Origin of the sequence: Bradyrhizobium canariense, from assembly GCF_018130465.1 — a bacterium.
In the GTDB taxonomy this organism is placed as follows: domain Bacteria; phylum Pseudomonadota; class Alphaproteobacteria; order Rhizobiales; family Xanthobacteraceae; genus Bradyrhizobium; species Bradyrhizobium canariense_C.
In genome coordinates this window covers 36,362-60,774 of record NZ_JAFCKJ010000002.1, presented here as the reverse complement: position 1 = coordinate 60,774, position 24,413 = coordinate 36,362, and the positions used below count along the sequence as shown (strand labels likewise).

20 protein-coding genes are annotated in these 24,413 nt (G+C 64.4%); 17 read left to right on the top strand and 3 right to left on the bottom strand.

The window, feature by feature from the left end; genetic code table 11:
• Positions 1-15 precede the first annotated feature (15 nt).
• The 12 genes from JQ591_RS04565 (at position 16) to JQ591_RS04510 (ending at position 14,109) form a co-directional block, all read left to right on the top strand.
• Complete coding sequence (locus tag JQ591_RS04565; protein ID WP_211394861.1) at positions 16-651, top strand: arylesterase; 636 nt, start codon at positions 16-18, stop codon at positions 649-651.
• A 174-nt stretch (positions 652-825) separates the two neighbouring features.
• Positions 826-1,362 carry an RNA 2',3'-cyclic phosphodiesterase gene (gene thpR / locus JQ591_RS04560; RefSeq protein ID WP_211394860.1) on the top strand — a complete coding sequence of 179 codons (537 nt, stop codon included), beginning with the start codon at positions 826-828 and terminating at the stop codon, positions 1,360-1,362.
• Positions 1,363-1,582: 220 nt separating this feature from the next.
• On the top strand, positions 1,583-2,767 hold the full coding sequence (gene zapE, locus JQ591_RS04555) for a cell division protein ZapE (RefSeq protein ID WP_211394859.1): 1,185 nt from the start codon (positions 1,583-1,585) through the stop codon (positions 2,765-2,767).
• A gap of 191 nt (positions 2,768-2,958) precedes the next feature.
• Positions 2,959-3,927 (top strand): malate dehydrogenase, encoded by a 969-nt coding sequence (mdh, locus tag JQ591_RS04550; RefSeq protein WP_007598869.1) that lies wholly within the window; start codon positions 2,959-2,961, stop codon positions 3,925-3,927.
• A 219-nt stretch (positions 3,928-4,146) separates the two neighbouring features.
• Positions 4,147-5,343: an ADP-forming succinate--CoA ligase subunit beta gene (gene sucC / locus JQ591_RS04545; RefSeq protein WP_007604323.1), complete on the top strand. Its 1,197-nt coding sequence runs from the start codon at positions 4,147-4,149 to the stop codon at positions 5,341-5,343.
• A gap of 4 nt (positions 5,344-5,347) precedes the next feature.
• On the top strand, positions 5,348-5,827 hold the full coding sequence (locus JQ591_RS04540) for a DUF1579 family protein (protein ID WP_211394858.1): 480 nt from the start codon (positions 5,348-5,350) through the stop codon (positions 5,825-5,827).
• 34 nt (positions 5,828-5,861) lie between these two features.
• Positions 5,862-6,746, top strand: a complete 885-nt coding sequence (sucD, locus tag JQ591_RS04535; protein ID WP_211394857.1) for a succinate--CoA ligase subunit alpha — start codon at positions 5,862-5,864, stop codon at positions 6,744-6,746.
• A 137-nt stretch (positions 6,747-6,883) separates the two neighbouring features.
• Complete coding sequence (locus JQ591_RS04530; RefSeq protein WP_211394856.1) at positions 6,884-9,853, top strand: 2-oxoglutarate dehydrogenase E1 component; 2,970 nt, start codon at positions 6,884-6,886, stop codon at positions 9,851-9,853.
• A 182-nt stretch (positions 9,854-10,035) separates the two neighbouring features.
• Positions 10,036-11,274: a 2-oxoglutarate dehydrogenase complex dihydrolipoyllysine-residue succinyltransferase gene (odhB, locus tag JQ591_RS04525; RefSeq protein WP_211394855.1), complete on the top strand. Its 1,239-nt coding sequence runs from the start codon at positions 10,036-10,038 to the stop codon at positions 11,272-11,274.
• A gap of 52 nt (positions 11,275-11,326) precedes the next feature.
• Positions 11,327-12,088 (top strand): SDR family oxidoreductase, encoded by a 762-nt coding sequence (locus JQ591_RS04520; protein ID WP_211394854.1) that lies wholly within the window; start codon positions 11,327-11,329, stop codon positions 12,086-12,088.
• Positions 12,089-12,144: 56 nt separating this feature from the next.
• A complete protein-coding gene (gene lpdA, locus JQ591_RS04515) occupies positions 12,145-13,545 on the top strand; it encodes a dihydrolipoyl dehydrogenase (RefSeq protein ID WP_211394853.1) in 1,401 nt (466 codons plus the stop codon).
• Positions 13,546-13,578: 33 nt separating this feature from the next.
• Complete coding sequence (locus tag JQ591_RS04510; RefSeq protein WP_211394852.1) at positions 13,579-14,109, top strand: hypothetical protein; 531 nt, start codon at positions 13,579-13,581, stop codon at positions 14,107-14,109.
• Between the two features lie 182 nt (positions 14,110-14,291).
• Here the strand turns inward: JQ591_RS04510 and JQ591_RS04505 are convergent, their stop codons facing one another.
• Together JQ591_RS04505 and JQ591_RS04500 are read right to left on the bottom strand one after the other, a co-directional pair.
• A complete protein-coding gene (locus JQ591_RS04505) occupies positions 14,292-14,882 on the bottom strand; it encodes a DUF4337 domain-containing protein (RefSeq protein ID WP_211394851.1) in 591 nt (196 codons plus the stop codon).
• Positions 14,883-15,005: 123 nt separating this feature from the next.
• Positions 15,006-15,971: a tyrosine recombinase XerC gene (locus JQ591_RS04500; protein ID WP_211394850.1), complete on the bottom strand. Its 966-nt coding sequence runs from the start codon at positions 15,969-15,971 to the stop codon at positions 15,006-15,008.
• A 119-nt stretch (positions 15,972-16,090) separates the two neighbouring features.
• Here JQ591_RS04500 and JQ591_RS04495 point away from each other — a divergent pair, with 119 nt between their 5' ends.
• Positions 16,091-18,301, top strand: coding sequence for a primosomal protein N' (locus tag JQ591_RS04495; RefSeq protein WP_211394849.1), 2,211 nt, complete (start codon positions 16,091-16,093; stop codon positions 18,299-18,301).
• A gap of 325 nt (positions 18,302-18,626) precedes the next feature.
• On the opposite strand, the gene JQ591_RS04490 is transcribed toward JQ591_RS04495, so the two are convergent.
• On the bottom strand, positions 18,627-19,136 hold the full coding sequence (locus tag JQ591_RS04490; RefSeq protein ID WP_211394848.1) for a septal ring lytic transglycosylase RlpA family protein: 510 nt from the start codon (positions 19,134-19,136) through the stop codon (positions 18,627-18,629).
• A 649-nt stretch (positions 19,137-19,785) separates the two neighbouring features.
• Here JQ591_RS04490 and JQ591_RS04485 point away from each other — a divergent pair.
• The 4 genes from JQ591_RS04485 to atpD all read left to right on the top strand — a co-directional run bounded on the left by JQ591_RS04485 (position 19,786) and on the right by atpD (position 24,391).
• The gene (locus JQ591_RS04485; protein WP_211394847.1) at positions 19,786-20,346 is read left to right on the top strand and encodes a F0F1 ATP synthase subunit delta; all 561 of its coding nucleotides are present in this window, start codon (positions 19,786-19,788) and stop codon (positions 20,344-20,346) included.
• On the top strand, positions 20,346-21,875 hold the full coding sequence (gene atpA / locus JQ591_RS04480; RefSeq protein ID WP_007604342.1) for a F0F1 ATP synthase subunit alpha: 1,530 nt from the start codon (positions 20,346-20,348) through the stop codon (positions 21,873-21,875). The genes JQ591_RS04485 and atpA overlap by 1 nt, the downstream gene beginning before the upstream one ends.
• Before the next feature lie 145 nt (positions 21,876-22,020).
• Positions 22,021-22,896, top strand: a complete 876-nt coding sequence (locus JQ591_RS04475; RefSeq protein ID WP_211394846.1) for a F0F1 ATP synthase subunit gamma — start codon at positions 22,021-22,023, stop codon at positions 22,894-22,896.
• A gap of 52 nt (positions 22,897-22,948) precedes the next feature.
• Positions 22,949-24,391: a F0F1 ATP synthase subunit beta gene (gene atpD, locus JQ591_RS04470; RefSeq protein ID WP_211394845.1), complete on the top strand. Its 1,443-nt coding sequence runs from the start codon at positions 22,949-22,951 to the stop codon at positions 24,389-24,391.
• The last annotated feature ends 22 nt before the right edge of the window (positions 24,392-24,413 follow it).

Below are 24,413 nucleotides of genomic sequence, written 5' to 3'. Positions count from 1 at the left end.
CGTTACGGATTGTTCATGCACATAGCCGTGTTGATGTTCGCTTTGATGACGGTCGCAAATCCGGCATGGGCTGAGGCGGCGAAGCCGATAAAGCTGGTGGTTCTCGGCGATTCCTTGAGCGCCGGTCTTGGCCTCCCGGCCCAGGAAGCGTTCCCCGCGAAGCTTAAAAAAGCTTTGCAGGACAAAGGCATAGAGGTCGACATGACCAATGCTGGGGTATCCGGCGACACCTCGTCGGGTGGCCGTGACCGGCTCGACTGGTCGGTCCCTGACGGAACCGACGGTGTGATCATCGAGCTCGGCGCCAACGACGCGCTGCGCGGCATCGATCCCGACCTGACGCGCGCCGCGCTCACCGAAATCGTCCAGCGCCTCAAGGCGCGCAAGATCGCGGTGATGCTGTGCGGCATGCTGGCGCCGCCGAATTACGGCGCGGATTATGCCGCGCGCTTCAATTCGATTTATCCGGATCTGGCGAAAAAATTCGACGTGCCGCTCTATCCGTTTTTTCTTGACGGTGTTGCAGCGGATGCCAAGCTCAACCAGGCCGACGGCATTCATCCGACCGCGCCCGGCGTCGACATCATCGTTGGCACCATCATGCCCACAGTGGAGGCATTTCTGCGCACCATAAGCGAGCAACGGCGTTGAAATGCAGGCAGCGCTAACCCTAATACCCAGGGTTTTCCCGGGGTGGTGCGCGCCGTGCTTCGCAGAGTCATACAACTGCGATAGGAATCAAGGTACCGGTGATTCGTCTCCGGCTCTAAAATTTGGACATGGTCTTTCCCTGGGATCATGTCCAAGCATCGGGAGTGCGAAACGATGCCGCGTTTGTTCACTGGCCTGGAAATTCCGGCCGAGATCGGCCAGTCGCTTTCCAATTTGCGGGGCGGTCTTCCCGGCGCCCGCTGGATCGATCCCGAAAATTACCACGTCACACTGCGCTTCATCGGCAATATCGACGGCATGTCCGCCAACGAAATCGCCTCGATGCTGTTTCGCGTCGACCGCAAGCCGTTCGAGGTGAAGGTGCAGGGCTTGCAGAGTTTCGGCGGACGCAAGCCGCGCGCGGTGGTCGCAACCATCGTGCCGAGCAGGCCGCTGATGGAGTTGCAGGCCGAGCTCGAGCGCTTGATGCAGCGGATCGGCCTCAATCCTGAAGGCCGCAAGTTCATCCCGCATGTCACGCTGGCCCGTCTGCACGACGCCACCGACCGTGACGTCGCCGATTATCTCTCGCTGCGCGGCTATTTTCCCAGCAAGGCCTTCACGGCCGAACGTTTCGTGCTGTTCTCGTCCCGCGCCTCCACCGGCGGCGGGCCCTATGTGGTCGAGGACGCCTACGAGCTGTGTGAGTGACACCTTTCTTGACCTCGCCCCGCTTGCGGGGAGAGGTCGAAATTCAAGCGCAGCTTGAATTTCGGGTGAGGGGGTACAGGTCCCACGACGATCTCAAGCGCGGAGAGAGGCCCCTCACCCCAACCCTCTCCCTGTAAGAACGGGGAGAGGGAGAAAAGCGCATACCCCGTCCACCAATTGACGGCTTGCAATTTCCGGTCATCTCTGGCGGTAAAGGGCCATGCTCTCGACCCCCAGTTCCCCATTCCGCGAGGCCTATCAGGCCCAGGTCGCGTCCGGCGCGATCGAGCCCGACGCTGCGCAGGCCGAAATCGCCGAAGCCTATGCGGCGCTCGACCAGCGGCTCGCCGATTACAAGCCGCAGCGCAAGCAGGGCCTGCTCAGCCGCCTGTTCAGCAGCGACAAGGACGAGGCGCCGCACGGGCTCTACGTCCATGGCGAGGTCGGCCGCGGCAAGACCATGCTGATGGATCTGTTCTTCCAGCACAGTGCCGTCGAGCACAAGCGGCGCGCGCATTTCCACGAATTCATGGCCGATGTGCACGAGCGCATCTACGATTATCGCCAGGGCATCGCGCGCGGCGAGATCGCCGATGGCGACGTCATCGCGCTGACCGCGCATGCGATCTTCGAGGAGAGCTGGCTGCTCTGTTTCGACGAATTTCACGTCACCGACATCGCGGACGCGATGATCCTCGGCCGCCTGTTCGCAAAGCTGCTGGAGCTCGGCACCGTGGTGGTCGCGACCTCCAACGTCGCGCCTGACGACCTCTACAAGGGCGGTCTGAACCGTTCGCTGTTCCTGCCCTTCATCAGGCAGATCACCGACCACATGGACGTGCTGCGGCTCGACGCGCGCACCGACTTCCGGCTCGAAAAGCTGCAGGGCGTGCCGATGTGGCTGACGCCGGCAGACGCAGACGCGGACACCGCGCTCGACCGCGCCTGGTCGAGGATGTCGGGCGGCGCCAAATGCAGGTCGCGCGATATTTCGATCAAGGGCCGCATCCTGCACGTGCCGTGCTCGGCCCACGGCGTTGCGCGCTTCGCGTTCGCCGATCTCTGCGAGAAGCCGCTCGGGGCATCCGACTATCTCAGGCTGGCGCACGACTATCACACCATCCTGGTCGACCATATTCCAGTGATGGACATCTCTCAGCGCAACGCCGCCAAGCGTTTCATCACGCTGATCGACACGCTCTATGACAATGCCGTGAAGCTGATGGCCTCGGCCGATGCCAACCCGATCTCGCTCTATCTTGCCCACGAGGGCAACGAGGCCAACGAGTTCAAGCGCACCGCCTCGCGCCTGATCGAAATGAGCTCGGAATCCTATCTGGCGCTGCCCCACGGCCGCAAGGATTCCACAGCCAGCGGCTCGACCAAGGGCCTGGTGGAGACTTAAGTCCTATTTCGTCCCATCTCCCGGCGTCATTTCGGGCACGCGCTTCGCGCGCCCGGGAATGACAGCTCGACGTGCTGGCTGCCATCTCGCCAAGCCCGACAATTGGGCAACCGGCGACTTGAACGGGGAAGGCGAAAGGGATAACCAGCCACTCAGTTTCCCCTCCTTACGTGTCTAAAGGACAGGTTCACATGGCGCGCGACAAGATTGCTTTGATTGGCTCCGGTCAGATCGGCGGAACGCTGGCTCATCTCATCGGCCTGAAAGAGCTGGGCGACGTGGTGATGTTCGACATCGCCGAGGGCGTGCCGCAGGGCAAGGCGCTCGACATCGCGCAGTCCTCGCCGGTCGACGGCTTTGACGCGCACTACACCGGCGCGAACTCCTACGAGGCGCTCGACAACGCAAAGGTCTGCATCGTCACCGCCGGCGTGCCGCGCAAGCCGGGCATGAGCCGCGACGACCTCCTCTCCATCAACCTCAAGGTCATGGAGCAGGTCGGCGCCGGCATCAAGAAGTACGCCCCGGACGCCTTCGTCATCTGCATCACCAACCCGCTCGACGCGATGGTCTGGGCGCTGCAGAAGGCCTCGGGCCTGCCGCACAAGAAGGTCGTCGGCATGGCCGGCGTGCTGGATTCGTCGCGCTTCCGCTACTTCCTGGCCGACGAGTTCAACGTTTCGGTCGAAGACGTGACCGCCTTCGTGCTGGGCGGCCATGGCGACACCATGGTGCCGCTGGTAAAATACTCCACCGTCGCCGGCATCCCGCTGCCCGATCTCGTCAAGATGGGCTGGACCTCGCAGGCGCGCCTCGACGAGATCGTCGACCGCACCCGCAACGGCGGCGCCGAGATCGTCAATCTGCTCAAGACCGGCTCGGCCTTCTACGCGCCGGCGGCTTCCGCGATCGCGATGGCCGAGAGCTATCTGCGTGACAAGAAGCGCGTGCTGGCCTCGGCCGCCTACCTGAACGGCGAATACGGCGTGAAGGACATGTATGTCGGCGTGCCCGTCGTGATCGGCTCCAAGGGTGTCGAGCGCGTCGTCGAGATCGAGCTCGTCGGCAAGGACCGCGAAGCCTTCGACAAGTCGGTCGGCGCGGTGCAGGGTCTGGTTGACGCCTGCAAGAAGATCGCACCCGATCTTCTGGGCCGCTAAACGCAACAATCTCCGCCGAAGATCGAAAACCGGTCTTCGGCGGTTTCACTTCCGGGCCCCGGCTGCAACTCTTGTTGAAGGCTTGGCGGGTTTCGGGTCGACCGTCCAGAGATCGATGTCAAAGAATCCGGGTTGCAGTTCCTGTGGTATATGGTATGCCAGCCACAAGACTGAGGTGGGCCTACGAGGTCACCGCCCGCGGGTTCAGGGAGCGACCATATGAATATCCATGAATATCAGGCCAAAGCGCTGCTGAACGAGTTCGGCGTCGCGATCTCCAAGGGCGTTCCGGTCCTGAAGGCGGCCGATGCGGACGCCGCGGCAAAGGCACTTCCGGGCCCGGTCTGGGTGGTGAAGAGCCAGATCCACGCCGGCGGCCGCGGCAAGGGCAAGTTCAAGGAGGCCTCGGCCGGCGACAAGGGCGGCGTGCGCATCGCCAAGTCGGCCGCGGAGGTTTCCGAATTCGCCAAGCAGATGCTCGGTGCCACGCTGGTGACGATCCAGACCGGCCCCGCCGGCAAGCAGGTCAACCGCCTCTACATCGAGGACGGCTCCGACATCGACAAGGAATTCTACCTCTCGATCCTGGTCGACCGCGAGACCTCTCGCGTCTCCTTCGTGGTGTCGACCGAGGGCGGCGTCAACATCGAAGACGTCGCGCACAACAGCCCTGAGAAGATCGTGACCTTCTCGATCGATCCCGCGACCGGCATCATGGGCCATCACGGCCGCACCGTCGCGAATGCGCTGAAGCTCTCCGGCGATCTCGCCAAGCAGGCCGAGAAGCTCACCGCGCAGCTCTACGCGGCCTTCGTCGCCAAGGACATGTCGATGCTGGAGATCAACCCGCTGGTCGTGACCAAGCAGGGCCAGCTCCGCGTGCTCGACGCCAAGGTGTCGTTCGACGACAACGCCCTGTTCCGTCACCCCGAGGTGCTCGCGCTGCGCGACGAGACCGAGGAAGACGCCAAGGAAATCGAAGCGTCGAAATACGACCTCAACTACGTCACCCTCGACGGCAATATCGGCTGCATGGTCAACGGCGCCGGTCTCGCGATGGCGACGATGGACATCATCAAACTCTACGGCATGGCGCCGGCGAACTTCCTCGACGTCGGCGGCAGCGCCAGCAAGGAGAAGGTCGCGGCCGCGTTCAAGATCATCACCGCGGATCCGAACGTGAAGGGCATCCTGGTCAACATCTTCGGTGGCATCATGAAGTGCGACGTGATCGCCGAGGGCGTCACGGCCGCCGTGCGTGAAGTTGGCCTCAGCGTGCCGCTGGTGGTTCGTCTCGAAGGCACCAATGTCGAGCTGGGCAAGAAGATCATCCGCGAATCCGGCCTGAACGTGGTGCCGGCCGACAATCTCGACGACGCCGCGCAGAAGATCGTGAAGGCCGTCAAGGGAGGCTGAGGCCATGACCCAGGACCATCTCGCTGCATCGTCCCCGCTGTCGGAGCACGCGCGTCTTGCCGCGTTCGCCGGTGAATGGAATGGCGAAGAGGTGGTCTTTCCGTCGCGCTGGACGGAGGGCGGGACGGCGACCTCTCACGTCGTCGCCCGCATGGATCTCAACGGCTTCTATCTGATCCAGGACTCGGTCCAGACCCGCGACGGCAAGCAGAGCTTCGCCACCCACGGCATCTTCACCTTCGACCGCGAGGACCGGACCTACAAATTGTTCTGGTACGACTCGCTCGGCTACACGCCGCCCTCGCCCGCCTCCGGCGGGTGGGTCGGCCAGACCCTGACGCTGGTGCGCGGCTCGCTCCGCGGCAATGCGCGCCACGTCTACGAAATCATCGACGACGATTCCTATTCGTTGAAGATCCAGTTCTCGCCGGACGCGGAAGGCTGGGCCGACGTGCTCACCGGCGTCTACCGCCGCATCCACTGACCTCTCACTCGTTAGTTTCGCGAAAGCAGACCTCATGTCCATCCTGATCGACAAGAACACCAAGGTCATCTGCCAGGGCTTTACCGGCAAGAACGGCACCTTCCACTCGGAGGCCGCGATTGCCTACGGCACCAAGATGGTCGGCGGCACCTCGCCGGGCAAAGGCGGCGCGACGCATCTGGGGCTGCCGGTGTTCGACACCGTGCGCGAGGCGCGTGAGAAGACCGGCGCCGACGCGTCGGTGATCTACGTGCCGCCGCCGGGCGCGGCCGATGCGATCTGCGAAGCCATCGACGCCGAGATCCCGCTGATCGTCTGCATCACGGAAGGTATCCCGGTCATCGACATGGTGCGGGTGAAGCGTTCACTGGCTGGCTCCAAGTCACGCCTGATCGGGCCGAACTGCCCGGGCGTCATGACTGCCGGCGAGTGCAAGATCGGCATCATGCCGGCCAACATCTTCAAGACCGGCAGCGTCGGCATCGTCTCCCGCTCCGGCACCCTGACCTACGAAGCCGTGTTTCAGACCACCCAGGAAGGCCTCGGCCAGACCACTGCGGTCGGCATCGGCGGCGACCCGGTCAAGGGAACCGAGTTCATCGACGTGCTGGAAATGCTGCTTGGCGACCCCAAGACCGAATCGATCATCATGATCGGCGAGATCGGCGGTTCCGCCGAGGAGGACGCCGCCCAGTTCCTCAAGGACGAGGCCAAGCGCGGCCGCAAGAAGCCGATGGTCGGTTTTATCGCCGGCGTGACCGCCCCTCCCGGCCGCCGCATGGGACATGCCGGTGCGATCATTTCGGGTGGCAAGGGCGACGCCGGTTCCAAGACCGACGCGATGAAATCGGCTGGAATTACAGTGTCGCCGTCTCCCGCTCGCCTCGGCCACACGCTTGCCGAAAAATTGAAGCGCTGATTCACACCTTCGTAATTTTCCGGGCGAAGTTTCGCAGCAAATAGGGTAAATGGTGCCTGTCGCGCTGGTCCTCTGCCGGGGAGCCCAGCGCCAGCGCCGTTTGTTATGCGCGAACCGAAATCGCCAGGAACTCAAGTATGTCTCGCCAAGACGCGAACGCAGCCTTTGCCCTCTCCTCCTTTTTGCAGGGCACCAACGCCACCTACATCGACGAAATCTACGCCCGCTACGAGAAGGACCCGTCCTCGGTCGATGCCGAGTGGCAGGAATTCTTCAAGAGCCTCAACGACCAGCCGGGTGACATCAGCAAGAACGCCCAAGGCCCGTCCTGGGAGCGCGCCAACTGGCCGCTGACCCCGCAGGACGACCTGACCTCCGCGCTCGACGGCAATTGGGCGGAAGTCGAGAAGACGGTCGGTGCCAAGATCGCCGCCAAGGCGCAGGCCAAGGGCGGCGACAAGGGCGGCGGCCTCTCCTCCGCCGATTTGCTCCAGGCCACGCGCGACTCCGTCCGCGCGCTGATGCTGATCCGCTCCTACCGCATGCGCGGTCACTTCCACGCCAAGCTCGATCCGCTCGGCATCGAAGCCCCGCGTAACCGCGAGGAGCTCGACCCCCGCACCTACGGCTTCAGCGAAGCCGATTTCGACCGGAAGATCTTCCTCGATCACGTGCTCGGGCTGGAATACGGCAGCTTGCGCGAGATCACCGCGATCTGCGAGCGCACCTACTGCCAGACGCTCGGCGTCGAGTTCATGCACATCACCAATGCGGCGCAGAAGGCGTGGATCCAGGAGCGGATCGAGGGGCCGGACAAGGAAATCTCGTTCACCCGCGAAGGCCGTCGCGCCATCCTGATGAAGCTGGTCGAAGCCGAAGGTTTCGAGAAATTCTGCGACACCAAGTTCACCGGCACCAAGCGCTTCGGCCTGGACGGCGCCGAGTCACTGATCCCCGCGCTCGAGCAGATCATCAAGCGCGGCGGCAATCTTGGCGTGAAGGAGGTCGTGCTGGGCATGCCGCATCGCGGCCGCCTCAACGTGCTGACCCAGGTGATGGGCAAGGCGCATCGCGCGCTGTTCCACGAGTTCAAGGGCGGGTCGGCCAATCCTGACGCGGTCGAAGGCTCCGGCGACGTCAAATATCACCTCGGCGCGTCCTCGGATCGCGAGTTCGACGGCAACCGCATCCATCTGTCGCTGACCGCCAACCCCTCGCATCTCGAGATCGTCGATCCCGTCGTGCTCGGCAAGGTCCGCGCCAAGCAGGACCAGCACGGCGATCCGCCGGACATGCGCATCTCGGTGCTGCCGCTCCTGATGCACGGCGACGCGGCGTTTGCCGGCCAGGGCGTGGTCGCGGAATGCTTCGGCCTGTCGGACCTGAAGGGCTACCGCACCGGCGGCTCCGTGCACTTCATCGTCAACAACCAGATCGGCTTCACCACCTATCCGCGTTATTCGCGTTCGTCGCCTTACCCGTCCGACGTGGCGAAGATGATCGACGCGCCGATCTTCCACGTCAACGGCGACGATCCGGAAGCCGTCGTGTTCGCGGCCAAGGTTGCGACCGAGTTCCGGCAGAAATTCCACAAGCCCGTCGTCATCGACATGTTCTGCTACCGCAGGCATGGCCATAACGAGGGCGACGAGCCGGCTTTCACCCAGCCGGTGATGTACAAGAAGATCGCGGCCCATCCGTCGACGCTCGAGCTCTACGCCCGGCGTCTCGTCAGCGAAGGCGTGCTGACCGAGGGCGAGGTCGAGAAGGCCAAGGCCGACTGGCGCGCGCGGCTCGATGCCGAGCTCGAAGCCGGCTCTGGCTACAAGCCCAACAAGGCCGACTGGCTCGACGGCAAATGGGCCGGCTTCAAGATCGCCGATCAGGAAGAAGATGCGCGGCGTGGCGTCACCGGCGTCGACATCGCCGCACTGAAGGACATCGGTCGCAAGATCACCAAGGTGCCGGATGGTTTCCGCGTCCACCGCACCATCCAGCGCTTCCTCGAAAACCGCGCCAAGGCGATCGACGGCGGCACGGGCATCGACTGGGCGACAGGCGAGGCGCTGGCGTTCTGCACGCTGCTCAACGAGAACCACCATGTCCGCCTGTCCGGACAGGATTCGGAGCGCGGCACCTTCTCGCAGCGCCACTCGGTCCTGATCGACCAGGAAGACGAGAGCCGCTACACGCCGTTCAACCATCTCGGCAACGAGCAGGGCCATTACGAGGTCATCAACTCGCTGCTGTCGGAAGAAGCCGTGCTCGGCTTCGAATACGGCTACTCGCTCGCCGAGCCGAACACGCTGACGCTGTGGGAAGCGCAGTTCGGCGACTTCGCCAACGGCGCGCAGGTCGTGTTCGACCAGTTCATCTCCTCGGGTGAGCGCAAATGGCTGCGCATGTCCGGCCTCGTCTGCCTCTTGCCGCACGGCTATGAAGGCCAGGGACCGGAGCACTCCTCGGCGCGTCTGGAGCGTTATCTCCAGATGTGCGCGGAAGACAACATGCAGGTGGTCTATCCGACCACGCCGGCGAACTACTTCCACGTGCTGCGCCGGCAGCTCCACCGCGAGATCCGCAAGCCGCTGATCGTGATGACGCCGAAGTCGCTGCTGCGTCACAAGCGGGCGGTGTCGCGTCTCGAGGAGCTTGCGAAGGGAACGACCTTCCACCGCATCCTCTACGATGACGCCCAGATGCAGCCGAGCGAGGCGACCAAGCTCGTTCCGGACGAAAAAATCCGCCGCATCGTGCTGTGCTCCGGCAAGGTCTATTACGACCTGTTCGAGGAGCGCGAGAAGCGCGGCATCGACGACATCTACCTGATGCGCGTCGAGCAGCTCTATCCGGTGCCGCTGAAGGCACTGGTGGCCGAGCTGTCGCGCTTCAAGAAGGCCGAGGTGATCTGGTGCCAGGAAGAGCCGCGCAACATGGGTGCGTGGCACTTCATCGAGCCCTATCTGGAATGGGTGCTGAACCAGGTGAACGGTGTGAGCCGGCGTCCGCGTTATGTCGGCCGCGCCGCTTCCGCCGCGACCGCCACGGGTCTGATGTCGAAGCATCAGGCGCAGTTGAAGGCGTTCCTGGACGAAGCATTGAGCTGAACTTTTTCGAGCTGCGTCATGCCCCGCCTTGTGCGCAATGGCGCACTGGAGCGGGGCATCCGGCAAACCGTGGCGTCCGTGGTGAATGCGAACGTTTCGGCTTGCTGGATGGCCTGCTTTTCGCCGGCCGATGACACCTGAAAATTCCCGACCGCATTGGCGATCTCCTTAAGGAAAAGACCATGACTGAAATTCGTGTGCCGACCCTCGGCGAATCCGTCACCGAGGCCACCATCGGCCGCTGGTTCAAGAAGGCCGGCGATCCCGTCGCCGTCGACGAGCCCTTGGTGGAGCTTGAGACCGACAAGGTCACCATCGAAGTCCCGGCGCCCTCCGCCGGCACGCTGAGCGAGATCATCGCCGCCGATGGTGCCACCGTTGCGGTCGGTGCGTTGCTCGGCCAGATCACCGAAGGCGCCGCTGGCGCTGCCAAGCCGGCCGCTGCGCCCGCAAAGCCCGCGGCTGCCGCTCCCGCCGCCGCTGCGGCTGCTCCCGCTGCGGCGAAGGCACCGCCGGCCGACACCCCGCTCGCCCCCTCCGTGCGCAAGCTGTCGGCCGAGACCGGCGTCGACGCCTCGACCGTCCCGGGCTCCGGCAAGGACGGCCGCGTCACCAAGGGCGACATGCTCGCGGCGATCGAGCGTGCGGCCTCCGCGCCGACCCCGGTCAACCAGCCCGCCGCCGCAGTCCAGGTCCGCGCACCCTCGCCGGCCGATGACGCCGCCCGCGAAGAGCGCGTCAAGATGACCCGGCTGCGTCAGACCATCGCGCGCCGCCTCAAGGACGTGCAGAACACCGCCGCGATGCTCACGACCTTCAACGAGGTCGACATGACCAACGTCATGGCGCTGCGTGCGCACTACAAGGATGCGTTCGAGAAGAAGCACGGCTCGAAGCTCGGCTTCATGGGCTTCTTCACCAAGGCCGTCGTGCAGGGCCTGAAGGACATCCCGGCCGTCAACGCCGAGATCGACGGCACCGATCTGATCTACAAGAACTACTACCACATCGGCGTCGCCGTCGGCACCGACAAGGGCCTCGTCGTGCCCGTGGTGCGCGACTGCGACAACAAGTCGATCGCCGACATCGAGAAGGGCATCGCCGATTTCGGTCGCCGCGCCCGTGACGGCCAGCTCAAGATCGACGAGATGCAGGGCGGTACCTTCACCATCACCAATGGCGGCATCTACGGCTCGCTGATGTCGACCCCGATCCTGAACGCGCCGCAGTCCGGCATTCTGGGCATGCACAAGATCCAGGAGCGGCCGATGGTCGTCGGCGGCAAGGTCGAGGTCCGCCCGATGATGTATCTGGCGCTGTCCTACGATCACCGCGTCATCGACGGCAAGGAAGCCGTCACCTTCCTGGTTCGCGTGAAGGAGAGCCTGGAAGACCCGGCGCGCCTGGTGCTCGATCTCTGATCCCTGATGCTCTGCGAGCGCCGTCGCCTTTCGCGACGGCGCGTGTCGAACCATGGAGGCGCGCGTGACGGATAAAGTCGTTGTCATCACCGGCGGCAGCCGCGGCATCGGCCGCGCGACCGCGATTGCGGCGGCCGCGCGCGGCTTCCGCGTCGTTGTCGGCTATGTCAGCAACAAGACGGCCGCCGACGAGGTGGTCGCCGAGATCGCGGCCAGCAACGGCAAGGCCATCGCAGTGAAATGCGATGTCGCCGAGGAAAGCGACATCCTCGCGCTGTTCAAGGCCGCGGACGCGTTCGGCACGCTTGGCGCGCTCGTCAACAATGGCGGCATCGTCGGCCAGAGCGGCGTGCGCGTCGACGAGATGTCGGCCGAGCGCATCCAGCGCGTGATGGCGGTCAACGTCACCGGCTCCATCCTCTGCGCGCGCGAAGCCGTGAAGCGGATGTCGACCAAGCATGGCGGCAAGGGCGGCGTCATCGTCAATCTGTCGTCGGTTGCCGCCAGGCTCGGCGCGCCCAACACCTATGTCGATTATGCCGCGTCAAAAGGCGCGGTGGATTCCTTCACCGTCGGCCTCGGCCATGAGGTCGCGGGCGAAGGCATCCGCGTCGCCGCGATCCGCCCCGGCCTGATCGACACCGAAATCCACGCTGCCGGCGGTGAGCCCGACCGCGCCCATCGTCTGGCCCATATGGTGCCGATGAAGCGCGTCGGTACTGCCGATGAAGTCGCCAACGCCATCGTCTGGCTGATGTCGGATGATGCCTCCTACGTCACCTCAGCCATTCTTGATGTGTCCGGCGGACGCTGACGCGCCGCGCGGACGCTGACACATCTCTCAACGCTAAACTCACGGGACTTTCTCTCATGGCTACCTACGATCTCGTCGTCATCGGCACCGGACCGGGCGGTTATGTCTGCGCGGTGCGCGCAAGCCAGCTCGGCATGAAAGTCGCCGTGGTCGAGAAAAACGCCACGCTCGGCGGCACCTGCCTCAATGTCGGCTGCATGCCGTCGAAGGCGCTGCTGCACGCCTCCGAAATGTTCGAGGAGGCCGGGCATTCCTTCGCCAAGATGGGCGTCAGCGTCTCCGCGCCGAAGCTCGATCTGCCTTCGATGATGAACTTCAAGCAGCAGGGCATCGACGGCAACGTCAAGGGCGTCGAGTTCCTGATGAAGAAGAACAAGATCGACGTGCTCAAGGGCAGCGGCAAGATACTCGGCACCGGCAAGGTCGAAGTCTCCGCCGATGGCAAGTCGCAAATCGTCGACACCAAGAGCATCGTGATCGCGACCGGCTCGGACATCGCGCGGCTGAAGGGCATCGAGATCGACGAGACCCGCATCGTGTCGTCGACCGGCGCGCTGTCGCTGGACAAGGTCCCCGGCAAGCTGCTGATCGTCGGCGCCGGCGTGATCGGCCTCGAACTCGGCTCGGTCTGGCACCGGCTCGGCGCCGAAGTCGTCGTCGTCGAATTCCTGGACCGCATCCTGCCCGGCATGGACGGCGAGATCGCCAAGCAATTCCAGCGCATCCTGGAGAAGCAGGGTTTTGCGTTCAAGCTCGGCGCCAAGGTCACCGGCGTGGACACCTCCGGCAAGACGCTGAAGGCGACGATCGAACCCGCCGCCGGCGGCGCTGCGGAAACGCTGGAAGCCGACGTTGTTCTCGTCGCCATCGGCCGCGTGCCGTACACGGATGGGCTGGGCCTGAAGGAAGCCGGCGTTGCGCTGGACAATCGCGGCCGCGTGCAGATCGATCCGCATTTCGCCACCAGCGTGAAGGGCGTCTATGCCATCGGCGACGTGGTCGCGGGCCCGATGCTCGCGCACAAGGCCGAGGATGAAGGCGTCGCGGTCGCCGAGATCATCGCCGGGCAGGCCGGCCACGTGAACTACGACGTTATCCCAGGCGTCGTGTATACCACGCCGGAAGTATCCTCCGTCGGCAAGACCGAGGAGGAGCTGAAGCAGGCGGGCGTGGCTTATACGGTCGGGAAGTTTCCCTTTACCGCCAACGGCCGCTCCAAGGTCAACCAGACCACCGACGGCTTTGTGAAGATTCTCGCAGATGCGAAGACCGATCGCGTGCTCGGCGTGCACATTATCGGCCGCGAAGCCGGCGAAATGATCCATGAGGCGGCCGTTCTCATGGAGTTTGGCGGCAGTGCGGAGGATCTCGCGCGCACCTGCCACGCGCACCCGACCCGCTCGGAGGCCATCAAGGAAGCCGCGCTTGCAGTCGGCAAGCGGGCCATCCATATGTAGGTCGCGCCCAGCGCCGAATCGGGCGGGAAACACATGCTGCGCCGCCTGCTTCAACCGGTCTGGGTCCTGCTTGCGATCGTCTTCCTGATCGAAGCTTGGCTGTGGGACCATCTCGAACCGATCGTCGCGCGGGTTGTCGCAATCATCCCGCTCGCCCGGTTCAAGCAATGGCTGTCGGATCGCGTCGATGCGCTGTCGCCGGCGATGACGCTGATCGTGTTCGCTGTGCCCATCATTCCGCTGTTTCCGCTCAAGCTGGTCGGCCTATGGCTGCTCACGCACGAATACTGGACCAGCGCGGTCTTCACGATCCTGTTCGCAAAGCTGCTCGGCGTCGGCGTTACCGCCTTCGTGTTCGATGTGACGCGTGACAAGCTGATGGAGATGGCCTGGTTCGAGCGGCTCTATGCTCTGGTGCTGAAGCTGCGTGCCAGGGCAGCCGAGCTGGTCGATCCGATCAAGCGGCGCATCAAGGAGCTGATCGCGGGCAACGGCGAAGGCTGGTCCTCCCGCACGCTCCGCCTGATCCAGCGCTTTCGCAAGAGCGTGCACGAAGCGCGCTGAGCGCTATTGCTGGGCCTGCGCCTACGCCAATTCCTCAGGTGTCGTCCCGGCGAAGGCCGGGACCCATACCGCGTGATCTATCGATCGTGGATGGCAGCAGTACCGAACAATGAGTCTTCGCCAAACTATGCCCTGTGGTTATGGGTCCCGGCCTTCGCCGGGACGACGGTGCAGTTGGCCCCTCAATGCAAATGCACCAGATGCGGCAACCATAGGCCGAGCGCGGTCATGGCGATGCCGCCGAGCGTCAGCAGGCCAGCGATATAGGCGAGCGCCATCATGCCGGTGATGATGGTGGCTGAGGCCAGCACGATGCCGATCTGGAAGGCGGCGGACGCCAGCTCGAAGTGATGATACTTCGCGGTGGCCTCGTCGCGCTCGTGCTCGGCGTGCTTGGCCTTTTCGGCCAGTTGCTCGGTGCCTTCGCCGGTCTCGGGCTCGGAGCGGTAGCGCTGCGCGGTCTTCTGCCAGTCCTCGATCTGCTTCTGCACGGCCACCTTGTTGGCCTCGTCGCTCGCCGCGCCGAGGATCAGCTTGCCCTGGTCGGCCGCGGTCTGAACCACCGTGCGGCGGATGCTCTTTGCCTGGAAGAAGGCCCAGAGGTTGGAAGCCTCGACGTTCTTGCTGATCGATTCGGTCTGGGCGCCCTTGCCGAGCGTCTCCGAGATCGCCAGGAACAGCGCCAGAACGGCGATCAGGAGCGCGATCTTCTTGTTCGAGCCGGACGCGTGTTCGGCGTGCTCGGCATGCTCCATGCTTTCATGTGCGCTCATAAGTCCCTCCTGGCTCGGTTCCGCAACGATTGACCGAACCGCGGGCGCCGCGCAAGAGGCATGCGCGCCAAGAGGCTTGCAAGAGCCTCGCAAGAGGCTTGCTATGACAGCTTCATGTCAGCATCACCGCCGCGGATGCGCGCTGGCATAGACTTCCAGCAGGCGCTCGGAATCGATGCCGGTATAGATCTGCGTGGTCGAGAGCGAGGCATGGCCGAGCAATTCCTGGATCGCGCGCAGATCGCCGCCACGTGACAACAGATGCGTGGCGAAGGAATGGCGGAGCGCGTGCGGCGTGGCGCTGTCGGGCAGGCCGAGCGCGCCGCGCAGCCGCTCCATCGCGAGCTGGATGATGCGGGGGCTCAAGGGCCCGCCGCGTGCGCCGACGAAGATCGGCCCCTCCGCGGGCAGCGGATAGGGGCACATCGAAACGTATTCTTGCACGAGCGCCAGCACGTTCTGCAGCACCGGCACCATGCGGGTCTTGTTGCCCTTGCCTGTCACGATCAGCACGTCGCCTTCGCCGGGACGCGGCACCTCGCGGCGCTTCAACCCCAGCGCTTCGGAGATGCGCAGGCCGGAGCCATACAGCAACGCCATCACGGCGGCATCGCGCGCCAAAATCCAGGTCTCGCGATCCTCGCCGGCGCGCTCGTCGGCGTCCGCAAGGCGCTTGGCCGCCGCCATCTGAATCGGCTTCGGCAGGCTTTTTGCGACTTTCGGCGCGCGGATGGCGGAGAGCGCCCCGACCTTGCCCTTGCCTTCGCGTTCCAGGAAGCGGCCGAACGAGCGCAGGCCCGCCAGCGCGCGCATCAGCGAACGGCCGGCGATATCGTCGGCGCGGCGCATCGCCATGAAGGCCCTGATATCGGTGGCCTCCAGTGCGGCGAAACGCTTGAGCGTCACCCGCTCGCCCCAATGGCCGCAGAGAAAATTCAGACACTGCCGCAAATCGCGGGCATAGGCTTCCAGGGTCTTCGGCGACAGCCGTCGCTCCGCGCCGAGATGCGACAGCCAGCGCGTCATCTCCTGCGCGATGTCAGGATCGGCGCTGGCGAGCTCGATGGGTGGGGCGGCCGCTTTGCTCATGCGCTCTGGACGTGGTGATTCCACTCAGTATATCGCATCACACTCGTTTATCGTTCGCTAAGGCCGCCCCGCGCGGCTAGCCTTCAGGCCCGGGTTCCGATTCTCTCCCAAGTTTATTCATGGATCATTCGTCGCGTAGCCAGACCGCCCCCGCCAACGCGACCCGCATGGTCGACGTGCTGGTACCGGTCGCGCTCGACCAGGCCTATTCCTACAAGGTGCCGCGCGGGATGGAGCTGAAGGCGGGCGATCTCGTCGGCGTGCCGCTCGGCCCGCGCGAGGTGATCGCCGTGGTCTGGGCCGAAAACGCCAATCCGGATCCGCGCCTGCACAACCGGCTCAAGGAGGTCAGCGAAAAGCTCGACATCCCGCCGTTGAAGCCCGAGCTGCGTGCGGTCGTGGACTGGGTCGCCAATTACACGCTGAGCCCGCGCGGCATGGTGCTGCGGATGTGCCTGCGGATGGGTGAGAACCTCGGCCCAGAGCGGGTGCCCGCCGGCGTGCGCCTGGTCGGCGATCCTCCGCGGCGACTGACGCCGGCGCGGCAGCGCCTGATCGAGGTGCTGTCGGACCGGCTGCTGCACGGCAAGTCCGAGGCGGCCAAGGAGGCCGGCGTTTCGGCCGGTGTGATCGACGGCCTCGTCGACGAAGGCACGCTCACGGTCGAGCCGATGCCGCCGCCTCCGCCGCCGCCGGCTCCTGATCCGGATTTCAGCCGGCCGGATTTTTCGCCGCTCCAGCGCGCCGGGGTCGACGCTATGCGCGCGCTCGCGGCCAACGGCACTTTTCACGTCGCGCTGCTCGACGGTGTCACCGGCTCGGGTAAGACCGAGGTTTACTTCGAAGCCGTGGCCGAGGCGATCCGCCGCGGAAAACAGTCGCTGATCCTGATGCCGGAGATCGCGCTCACCGGCCAGTTCCTCGATCGCTTCGCGCAGCGTTTTGGCGTGCGCCCTCTGGAATGGCATTCCGAGCTGACGCCGCGCACCCGCGCGCGCAATTGGGCGGCGATCTCCGAGGGCACCGCGCCGGTCGTGGTCGGCGCGCGCTCGGCGCTGTTTTTGCCCTACGCCAATCTCGGCCTCATCGTCGTCGATGAAGAGCACGACCAGGCCTACAAGCAGGACGAGGGCGTGCATTATCACGCCCGCGACATGGCGGTGGTGCGCGCCCATATCGCAAAGGTCCCGATCGTGCTGGCGTCGGCGACGCCGTCGGTCGAATCCGAGGTCAATGCGCGCAAGAACCGCTATCAGCGCATCGCGCTGCCGTCGCGCTTCGGCGGCCAGCACATGCCGCATATCGAGGCCATCGACATGCGCCGCGAGCCGCCGGCGCGCGGCCGCTTCATCTCGCCGCGGCTGGCCTCCGAGATCAGGACCGCGATCGAGAAGCGCGAGCAGGCGCTCTTGTTCCTCAATCGCCGCGGCTATGCGCCGCTGACGCTGTGCCGTGCCTGCGGCCATCGCTTCGCCTGCACCATCTGCGATGCCTGGCTGGTCGATCACCGCTTCCGCCAGCGCCTCGTCTGTCACCATTGCGGCTTCTCGATGCCGCGCCCGCAAACCTGTCCGCATTGCGCGGCGGAGGAATCGCTGGTCGCGGTCGGGCCCGGCGTCGAGCGCTTGCAGGAGGAAGCGGCGGCGCTGTTCCCGGAGGCGCGCACCATGGTGCTGTCGAGCGACCTCATCACCTCGATCGAGACGATGCGCTCGGAACTCAATGATATCGCCGAAGGCCGCGTCGATATCATCATCGGCACCCAGCTCGTCGCCAAGGGTCACAATTTCCCGCGGCTCAATCTGGTCGGCGTGGTCGATGCGGATCTCGGCCTGTCCAATGGCGATCCGCGCGCCTCGGAGCGCACCTGGCAATTGCTCAACCAGGTGATCGGCCGCGCCGGGCGCGAGCAGGGTCGCGGTGTCGGCTATCTCCAGACCCATCAGCCCGATCATCCCGTGATGAAGGCGCTGATCGCCTGCGACCGCGAAGCCTTCTACGACAGCGAGATCGATTTGCGCGAACGCACGCTCTATCCGCCGTTCGGGCGGCTCGCGAGCCTGATCATTTCCGCTGGCGACCGACCGAGCGCCGAAGGCTTTGGCCGCCGCCTCGTTGCGCTCGCGCCGCGCGACGAGCGCGTGGTGGTGCTTGGCCCGGCGGAAGCCCCGCTCGCGGTCATCAAGGGCCGCTACCGATTCCGCATCCTGGTGAAATCGGCGCGCGGGTTCGACCTGTCGGATTATTTGCGCAACTGGCTTGCCTTATGCCCGAAGCCGAAGGGCAATCAAAAGCTCGAAGTCGACGTCGATCCGCAGAGCTTTTTGTAAGAGCTGCGCGCTCACTCTCCTCTCGTGCCCCGGACGCAGCGCAGCGTCTCTTCGACGGTGCGCTGCTGAGCGGGGGCCCATGTCGCACAGAGTCCGTGGCTTCTGGGTCCCGGCTCTGCGCCGCAACGCTCACGCGTTGCAGCTTGTCCGGGACACCCGCGGAAAGACTCCGGATTGCGCGCTTCGCTCGCAATGACGGCAGGCAACAAAAAGCCCGCCGTCCCCCAAGACGGCGGGCTTGTTTCACCCGCGCTGACCCGCTGCTCACATGTCCATGCGGACGGTGACGGGAACTGCGCTTGTGTGGTGAGGCGCCGGTCGCGCCTTAGGAGACGACTTCCGCGGTGACGCGGCCGACGCCGGCGCCGGTGAGGCCGATGGCGCGGGCAGCGCCCGTGGAGAGGTCGAGGACACGGCCGCGAATGAACGGGCCACGGTCGTTGATGGTGACGATGACGCTCGAGCCGCCATGGGTGACGCGCAGCTTGGTGCCGAACGGCAGCGAGCGGTGCGCCGCGGTCATGGCGTTCTGGTTGAAGCGCTGGCCCGAGGCGGTCCTGCTGCCGGACTCGTTCCCGTAAAAGGAAGCCATGCCGGAGAAGGAACGTCCGGTGCCCTGCGACGGCGTCATCGACGCATTGGCGTTACGCCAATCGGAGGTCGTGTTGGCATCGTTCTGGGCGTGGTGGCGGTGATGATGGTGGGAATACCGATGGTGATGCCGGGATTTGGCGGAAGCTTCGGTAGCGGTTCCACCGATGAGGAGAGTTGCGGCAACGAAAGCGATCGCCGTACGCGGCCGGGTCACAGTGCCCAGCGTCTTCAAAGAAAGCATTTAGTGGTCCCTAAGCTAGTATTGCCACATATGTGGCAAGTGGAGCCCCCGTAACTTTGTGAGCGAGATGGCGTTTCGATTCCCAATGAGGCGTGAATTGGGCAGTAAATCCGTTCGGTGTCGTCATGTAATATCTTGTTACCGCCAAGGGATATTCAGCCGATATTCCGTAATCTTGGATTTTAACAATTCGTTAACCTATGTATTACTTGTATATACTGTAAAACAAAGTCATCGCTTTCTGAGTTTAGAATTGGGTAAGTATTCGGCGAGTGAAGCCGGCGCGCCGGGAATCACGCCTCAGCGATCCGTGTTCATGGCCGCTATGCGCTGAGGGCAGGAACGAATGGCCGGGTGTCGGCCCGAAGGGCGTGGCAATTCCGCGGCGTGGCAGGTCGTCGTGGCAGGTCGTCGTAGCGTCGTCGTGGACTGCGACGAACTGGCGACAGAACGTCGTGCCTTTAATTTGGCGTCATGTTGCACGTGCGCGCCTGCTATGTTAGCAAAGCCGCGATTTTAACGAGCCCGGCACTTCCGTGCGGGGTCGAAAATCGAAGTCCCGCTTGAATTCCAAGGGCTTGGATCGCTAGGCGCCGCTTCGTGGCGACGGTTTTTCCCTTGCGAGTTTGACAGCAAAAAGAGCGCGTCTGTGGCTGCAGAAGATACGTCCGTTTCCGGTGTGTCGGGCCGTTATGCAACGGCCTTGTTTGAACTGGCCCGCGACCAGAATGTGGTCGACGAGGTCAAAGCCGATCTCGGCAAATTCGAGGGCATGCTGAACGAAAGCGCCGATCTGAAGCGCCTCGTCCGCAGCCCGGTGTTCGCGGCCGATACCCAGTCCAGGGCCCTCTCGGCCGTGCTGGACAAGGCGGGCATCGCCGGCATCTCCGCCAATTTCCTGAAAGTGCTGACCGCCAACCGCCGCCTGTTCGCGGTGACTGACGTCATCCGCGCCTATCGTGCCCTGGTCGCCCGGTTCAAGGGCGAGGCGACGGCCGACGTCACCGTGGCGGAGGCGCTTTCCGACAAGAATCTCGACGCCCTCAAGGTTGCCCTGAAGTCGGTGACCGGCAAGGACGTCGCGCTCAACGTGAAGGTCGATCCCTCGATCATCGGTGGCCTCGTGGTCAAGCTTGGCAGCCGGATGATCGATAGTTCGCTTCGCACCAAACTCAATTCGATCAAGCACGCGATGAAAGAGGCAGGCTGATGGACATCCGCGCCGCGGAAATTTCCGCGATCCTCAAGGACCAGATCAAGAATTTCGGCCAGGAAGCTGAAGTCTCCGAAGTCGGACAGGTGCTGTCCGTCGGCGACGGTATCGCCCGCGTTTACGGCCTGGATAACGTCCAGGCCGGCGAAATGGTCGAGTTCGAGAACGGCACCCGCGGCATGGCGCTGAACCTCGAAACCGACAACGTCGGTATCGTTATTTTCGGCGCCGACCGTGAGATCAAGGAAGGTCAGACCGTCAAGCGCACCCGCGCCATCGTGGACGCACCGGTCGGCAAGGGCCTGCTCGGCCGCGTCGTCGACGCGCTCGGCAACCCCATCGACGGCAAGGGCCCGATCCAGGCCGACAAGCGCATGCGCGTCGACGTCAAGGCGCCCGGCATCATTCCGCGCAAGTCGGTGAACGAGCCGATGGCGACCGGCCTCAAGGCGATCGACGCCCTGATCCCGATCGGCCGCGGCCAGCGCGAGCTGATCATCGGCGACCGTCAGACCGGCAAGACCGCGATCGCGCTCGACACCATTCTCAACCAGAAGCCGCTCAACGCGCAGCCGGACGAGAACATCAAGCTGTATTGCGTCTACGTCGCGATCGGCCAGAAGCGTTCGACCGTTGCCCAGTTCGTGAAGGTGCTGGAAGAGCAGGGCGCGCTCGAATATTCGATCATCGTCGCCGCCACCGCTTCGGATCCGGCGCCGATGCAGTACATCGCGCCGTTCACCGGCTGCACCATGGGCGAGTACTTCCGCGACAACGGCATGCACGCCGTCATCATCTATGACGATTTGTCCAAGCAGGCCGTCGCCTACCGCCAGATGTCGCTCTTGCTGCGCCGCCCGCCGGGCCGCGAAGCCTATCCGGGCGACGTGTTCTATCTGCATTCCCGCCTGCTCGAGCGCGCGGCGAAGCTGAACAAGGACCAGGGCTCGGGCTCGCTGACGGCGCTGCCGGTCATCGAAACCCAGGCCAACGACGTGTCGGCCTACATTCCGACCAACGTCATCTCGATCACCGACGGCCAGATCTTCCTGGAAACCGACCTGTTCTTCCAGGGCATCCGCCCCGCGGTGAACGTCGGTCTGTCGGTGTCGCGCGTCGGCTCCTCGGCGCAGACCAAGGCCACCAAGAAGGTCGCCGGCAAGATCAAGGGCGAGCTCGCGCAGTACCGCGAAATGGCGGCGTTCGCGCAGTTCGGCTCCGACCTCGACGCCTCGACCCAGCGCCTGCTCAACCGCGGCTCGCGTCTCACCGAGCTCCTGAAGCAGCCGCAGTTCGCGCCGCTGAAGATGGAAGAGCAGGTCTGCGTGATCTGGGCCGGCACCAACGGCTATCTCGATCCGCTCCCGGTCAACAAGGTGCGCGCGTTCGAGGACGGTCTGCTGTCGCTGCTGCGCGGCAAGAACGTCGAGATTCTCAACGCGATCCGCGACAGCCGCGATCTCTCCGACGACACCGCCGCCAAGCTGAAGTCGGTGGTCGAAGGTTTCGCCAAGAGCTTCGCCTGATAGCAGGACATGGCCGGGTCTTCCGGCCGTGACCGCTTCGCGAGAGGCAAGACGACAAGAAGCGTGCCCGGCGCCCGGCCGGGCATCGCGATAGGGACAGGCTAGCGGTCCGACGCATCCGTCGAACCGCCGGGGTGAACGAAGAATGGCGTCACTTAAAGACATGCGCGTCCGCATCGCCTCCACCAAGGCGACGCAGAAGATCACCAAGGCCATGCAGATGGTCGCGGCGTCCCGATTGCGCCGCGCCCAGCAAGCGGCCGAGGCGGCGCGGCCCTATGCCGACAAGATGAGCGCGGTGATCTCCAACATCGCCAGCGCTGCCGCCGGTTCGCCCGGCGCGCCGGCGCTGCTGGCCGGCACCGGCAAGGATCAGGTTCACCTGCTGCTGGTCTGCACCGGCGAGCGCGGCCTGTCCGGCGCCTTCAACTCCTCGATCGTGCGCCTCGCGCGCGAGCGCGCCCAGTCGCTGATGGCGCAGGGCAAGGAAGTCAAATTCTTCTGCGTCGGCCGCAAGGGCTACGAGCAGCTCCGCCGCCTGTACGACAAGCAGATCGTCGAGCACCTCGACCTGCGCGGCGTTCGTCAGCTCGGCTTCGTCAACGCCGAGGACATCGCCAAGAAGGTGCTGGCCCGCTTCGACAACGGCGAATTCGACGTCTGCACGCTGTTCTACGCGCAGTTCAAATCGGTGATTGCCCAGGTCCCGACCGCGCAGCAGATCATTCCGCTGACCGTGGAAGAAAAGGCGGCGAACGCGCCGTCGACGTCCTACGACTATGAGCCGGAGGAAGACGAACTCCTCTCCGGCCTGTTGCCGCGGAATATCGCGGTGCAGATTTTCCGCGCGCTGCTGGAAAACAACGCCTCGTTCTATGGCGCGCAGATGAGCTCCATGGACAACGCCACCCGCAACGCCGGCGAAATGATCCGCAAGCAAACCCAGATCTACAACCGAACCCGTCAAGCCCAGATCACCAAGGAGCTGATCGAGATCATCTCCGGCGCCGAGGCGGTCTGACGCACGAACCAAACGACGGTCGTTCAAGTACAGAATTTCGAAGGAGAGCTTCATGGCTACAGCAGCTAACCAGGTCGGTCGCGTCACCCAGGTCATGGGCGCCGTCGTCGACGTCCAGTTCGAAGGCCATTTGCCGGCCATTCTGAATTCGTTGGAAACCAGGAACGGCAGCATCCGCCTCGTGCTGGAAGTTGCGCAGCATCTCGGTGAGTCCACCGTGCGCACGATCGCGATGGACGTGACCGAAGGTCTGGTTCGCGGCCAGGAAGTGACCGACACCGGCCAGCCGATCTCGGTTCCGGTGGGCGCGGGCACCCTCGGCCGCATCATGAACGTCATCGGCGAGCCGATCGACGAAGCCGGCCCGATCCAGTCCGAAGGCATGCGCGCCATCCACCAGGAAGCGCCGAGCTACACCGACCAGTCGACCGAAGCTGAAATTCTCGTCACCGGCATCAAGGTCGTCGACTTGCTCGCGCCCTACGCCAAGGGCGGCAAGATCGGCCTGTTCGGCGGCGCCGGCGTCGGCAAGACCGTGCTGATTCAGGAGCTGATCAACAACGTCGCGAAGGCGCACGGTGGTTACTCCGTGTTCGCCGGCGTGGGCGAGCGTACCCGCGAAGGCAACGACCTCTATCACGAGTTCATCGAGTCCAAGGTCAACGCCGATCCGCACAATCCGGATCCGAGCGTCAAGTCGAAGTGCGCGCTGGTGTTCGGCCAGATGAACGAGCCGCCCGGCGCCCGCGCCCGCGTCGGCCTCACCGGTCTGACCGTCGCCGAGCACTTCCGTGACCAGGGCCAGGACGTGCTGTTCTTCGTCGACAACATCTTCCGCTTCACGCAGGCCGGTTCTGAAGTGTCGGCGCTGCTGGGCCGTATTCCTTCGGCCGTGGGTTACCAGCCGACGCTCGCCACCGACATGGGCGCGCTGCAGGAGCGCATCACCACCACCCAGAAGGGCTCGATCACCTCGGTGCAGGCCATTTACGTTCCGGCCGACGACTTGACCGACCCGGCGCCCGCGACCTCGTTCGCGCATTTGGACGCCACCACGGTGTTGAATCGCGCGATCTCGGAAAAGGGCATCTATCCGGCGGTGGACCCGCTCGACTCGACCTCGCGCATGCTCTCGCCGCTCGTCGTCGGCCAGGAGCACTACGACACCGCGCGTCAGGTCCAGCAGGTGCTGCAGCGCTACAAGTCGCTGCAGGACATCATCGCCATTCTCGGCATGGACGAGCTTTCGGAAGAGGACAAGCTGACGGTGGCCCGCGCCCGCAAGATCGAGCGCTTCCTGTCGCAGCCGTTCCACGTCGCCGAAATCTTCACCGGCTCGCCCGGCAAGTTCGTCGACCTCGCGGACACCATCAAGGGCTTCCGCGGCCTCTGCGAAGGCAAGTATGACCACCTGCCGGAAGCCGCCTTCTACATGGTCGGCACCATCGAAGAGGCGATCGAGAAGGGCAAGAAGCTGGCGGCCGAGGCGGCCTAAGCTGCGAAGGGCGGGCAGGGAG

Bases quoted from the DNA above. Each gene is read 5' to 3' on its own strand.
- sucC (WP_007604323.1), top strand. From the start codon at position 4,147: ATGAATATCCATGAATATCAGGCCAAAGCGCTGCTGAACGAGTTCGGC.
- lpdA (WP_211394853.1), top strand. From the start codon at position 12,145: ATGGCTACCTACGATCTCGTCGTCATCGGCACCGGACCGGGCGGTTAT.
- zapE (WP_211394859.1), top strand. From the start codon at position 1,583: ATGCTCTCGACCCCCAGTTCCCCATTCCGCGAGGCCTATCAGGCCCAG.
- JQ591_RS04490 (WP_211394848.1), bottom strand. From the start codon at position 19,136: ATGCTTTCTTTGAAGACGCTGGGCACTGTGACCCGGCCGCGTACGGCG.
- JQ591_RS04510 (WP_211394852.1), top strand. From the start codon at position 13,579: ATGCTGCGCCGCCTGCTTCAACCGGTCTGGGTCCTGCTTGCGATCGTC.
- odhB (WP_211394855.1), top strand. From the start codon at position 10,036: ATGACTGAAATTCGTGTGCCGACCCTCGGCGAATCCGTCACCGAGGCC.
- sucD (WP_211394857.1), top strand. From the start codon at position 5,862: ATGTCCATCCTGATCGACAAGAACACCAAGGTCATCTGCCAGGGCTTT.
- JQ591_RS04530 (WP_211394856.1), top strand. From the start codon at position 6,884: ATGTCTCGCCAAGACGCGAACGCAGCCTTTGCCCTCTCCTCCTTTTTG.
- JQ591_RS04565 (WP_211394861.1), top strand. From the start codon at position 16: ATGCACATAGCCGTGTTGATGTTCGCTTTGATGACGGTCGCAAATCCG.
- JQ591_RS04495 (WP_211394849.1), top strand. From the start codon at position 16,091: ATGGATCATTCGTCGCGTAGCCAGACCGCCCCCGCCAACGCGACCCGC.
- JQ591_RS04520 (WP_211394854.1), top strand. From the start codon at position 11,327: ATGGAGGCGCGCGTGACGGATAAAGTCGTTGTCATCACCGGCGGCAGC.
- thpR (WP_211394860.1), top strand. From the start codon at position 826: ATGCCGCGTTTGTTCACTGGCCTGGAAATTCCGGCCGAGATCGGCCAG.
- atpA (WP_007604342.1), top strand. From the start codon at position 20,346: ATGGACATCCGCGCCGCGGAAATTTCCGCGATCCTCAAGGACCAGATC.
- mdh (WP_007598869.1), top strand. From the start codon at position 2,959: ATGGCGCGCGACAAGATTGCTTTGATTGGCTCCGGTCAGATCGGCGGA.
- JQ591_RS04500 (WP_211394850.1), bottom strand. From the start codon at position 15,971: ATGAGCAAAGCGGCCGCCCCACCCATCGAGCTCGCCAGCGCCGATCCT.
- JQ591_RS04475 (WP_211394846.1), top strand. From the start codon at position 22,021: ATGGCGTCACTTAAAGACATGCGCGTCCGCATCGCCTCCACCAAGGCG.
- atpD (WP_211394845.1), top strand. From the start codon at position 22,949: ATGGCTACAGCAGCTAACCAGGTCGGTCGCGTCACCCAGGTCATGGGC.
- JQ591_RS04505 (WP_211394851.1), bottom strand. From the start codon at position 14,882: ATGAGCGCACATGAAAGCATGGAGCATGCCGAGCACGCCGAACACGCG.
- JQ591_RS04540 (WP_211394858.1), top strand. From the start codon at position 5,348: ATGACCCAGGACCATCTCGCTGCATCGTCCCCGCTGTCGGAGCACGCG.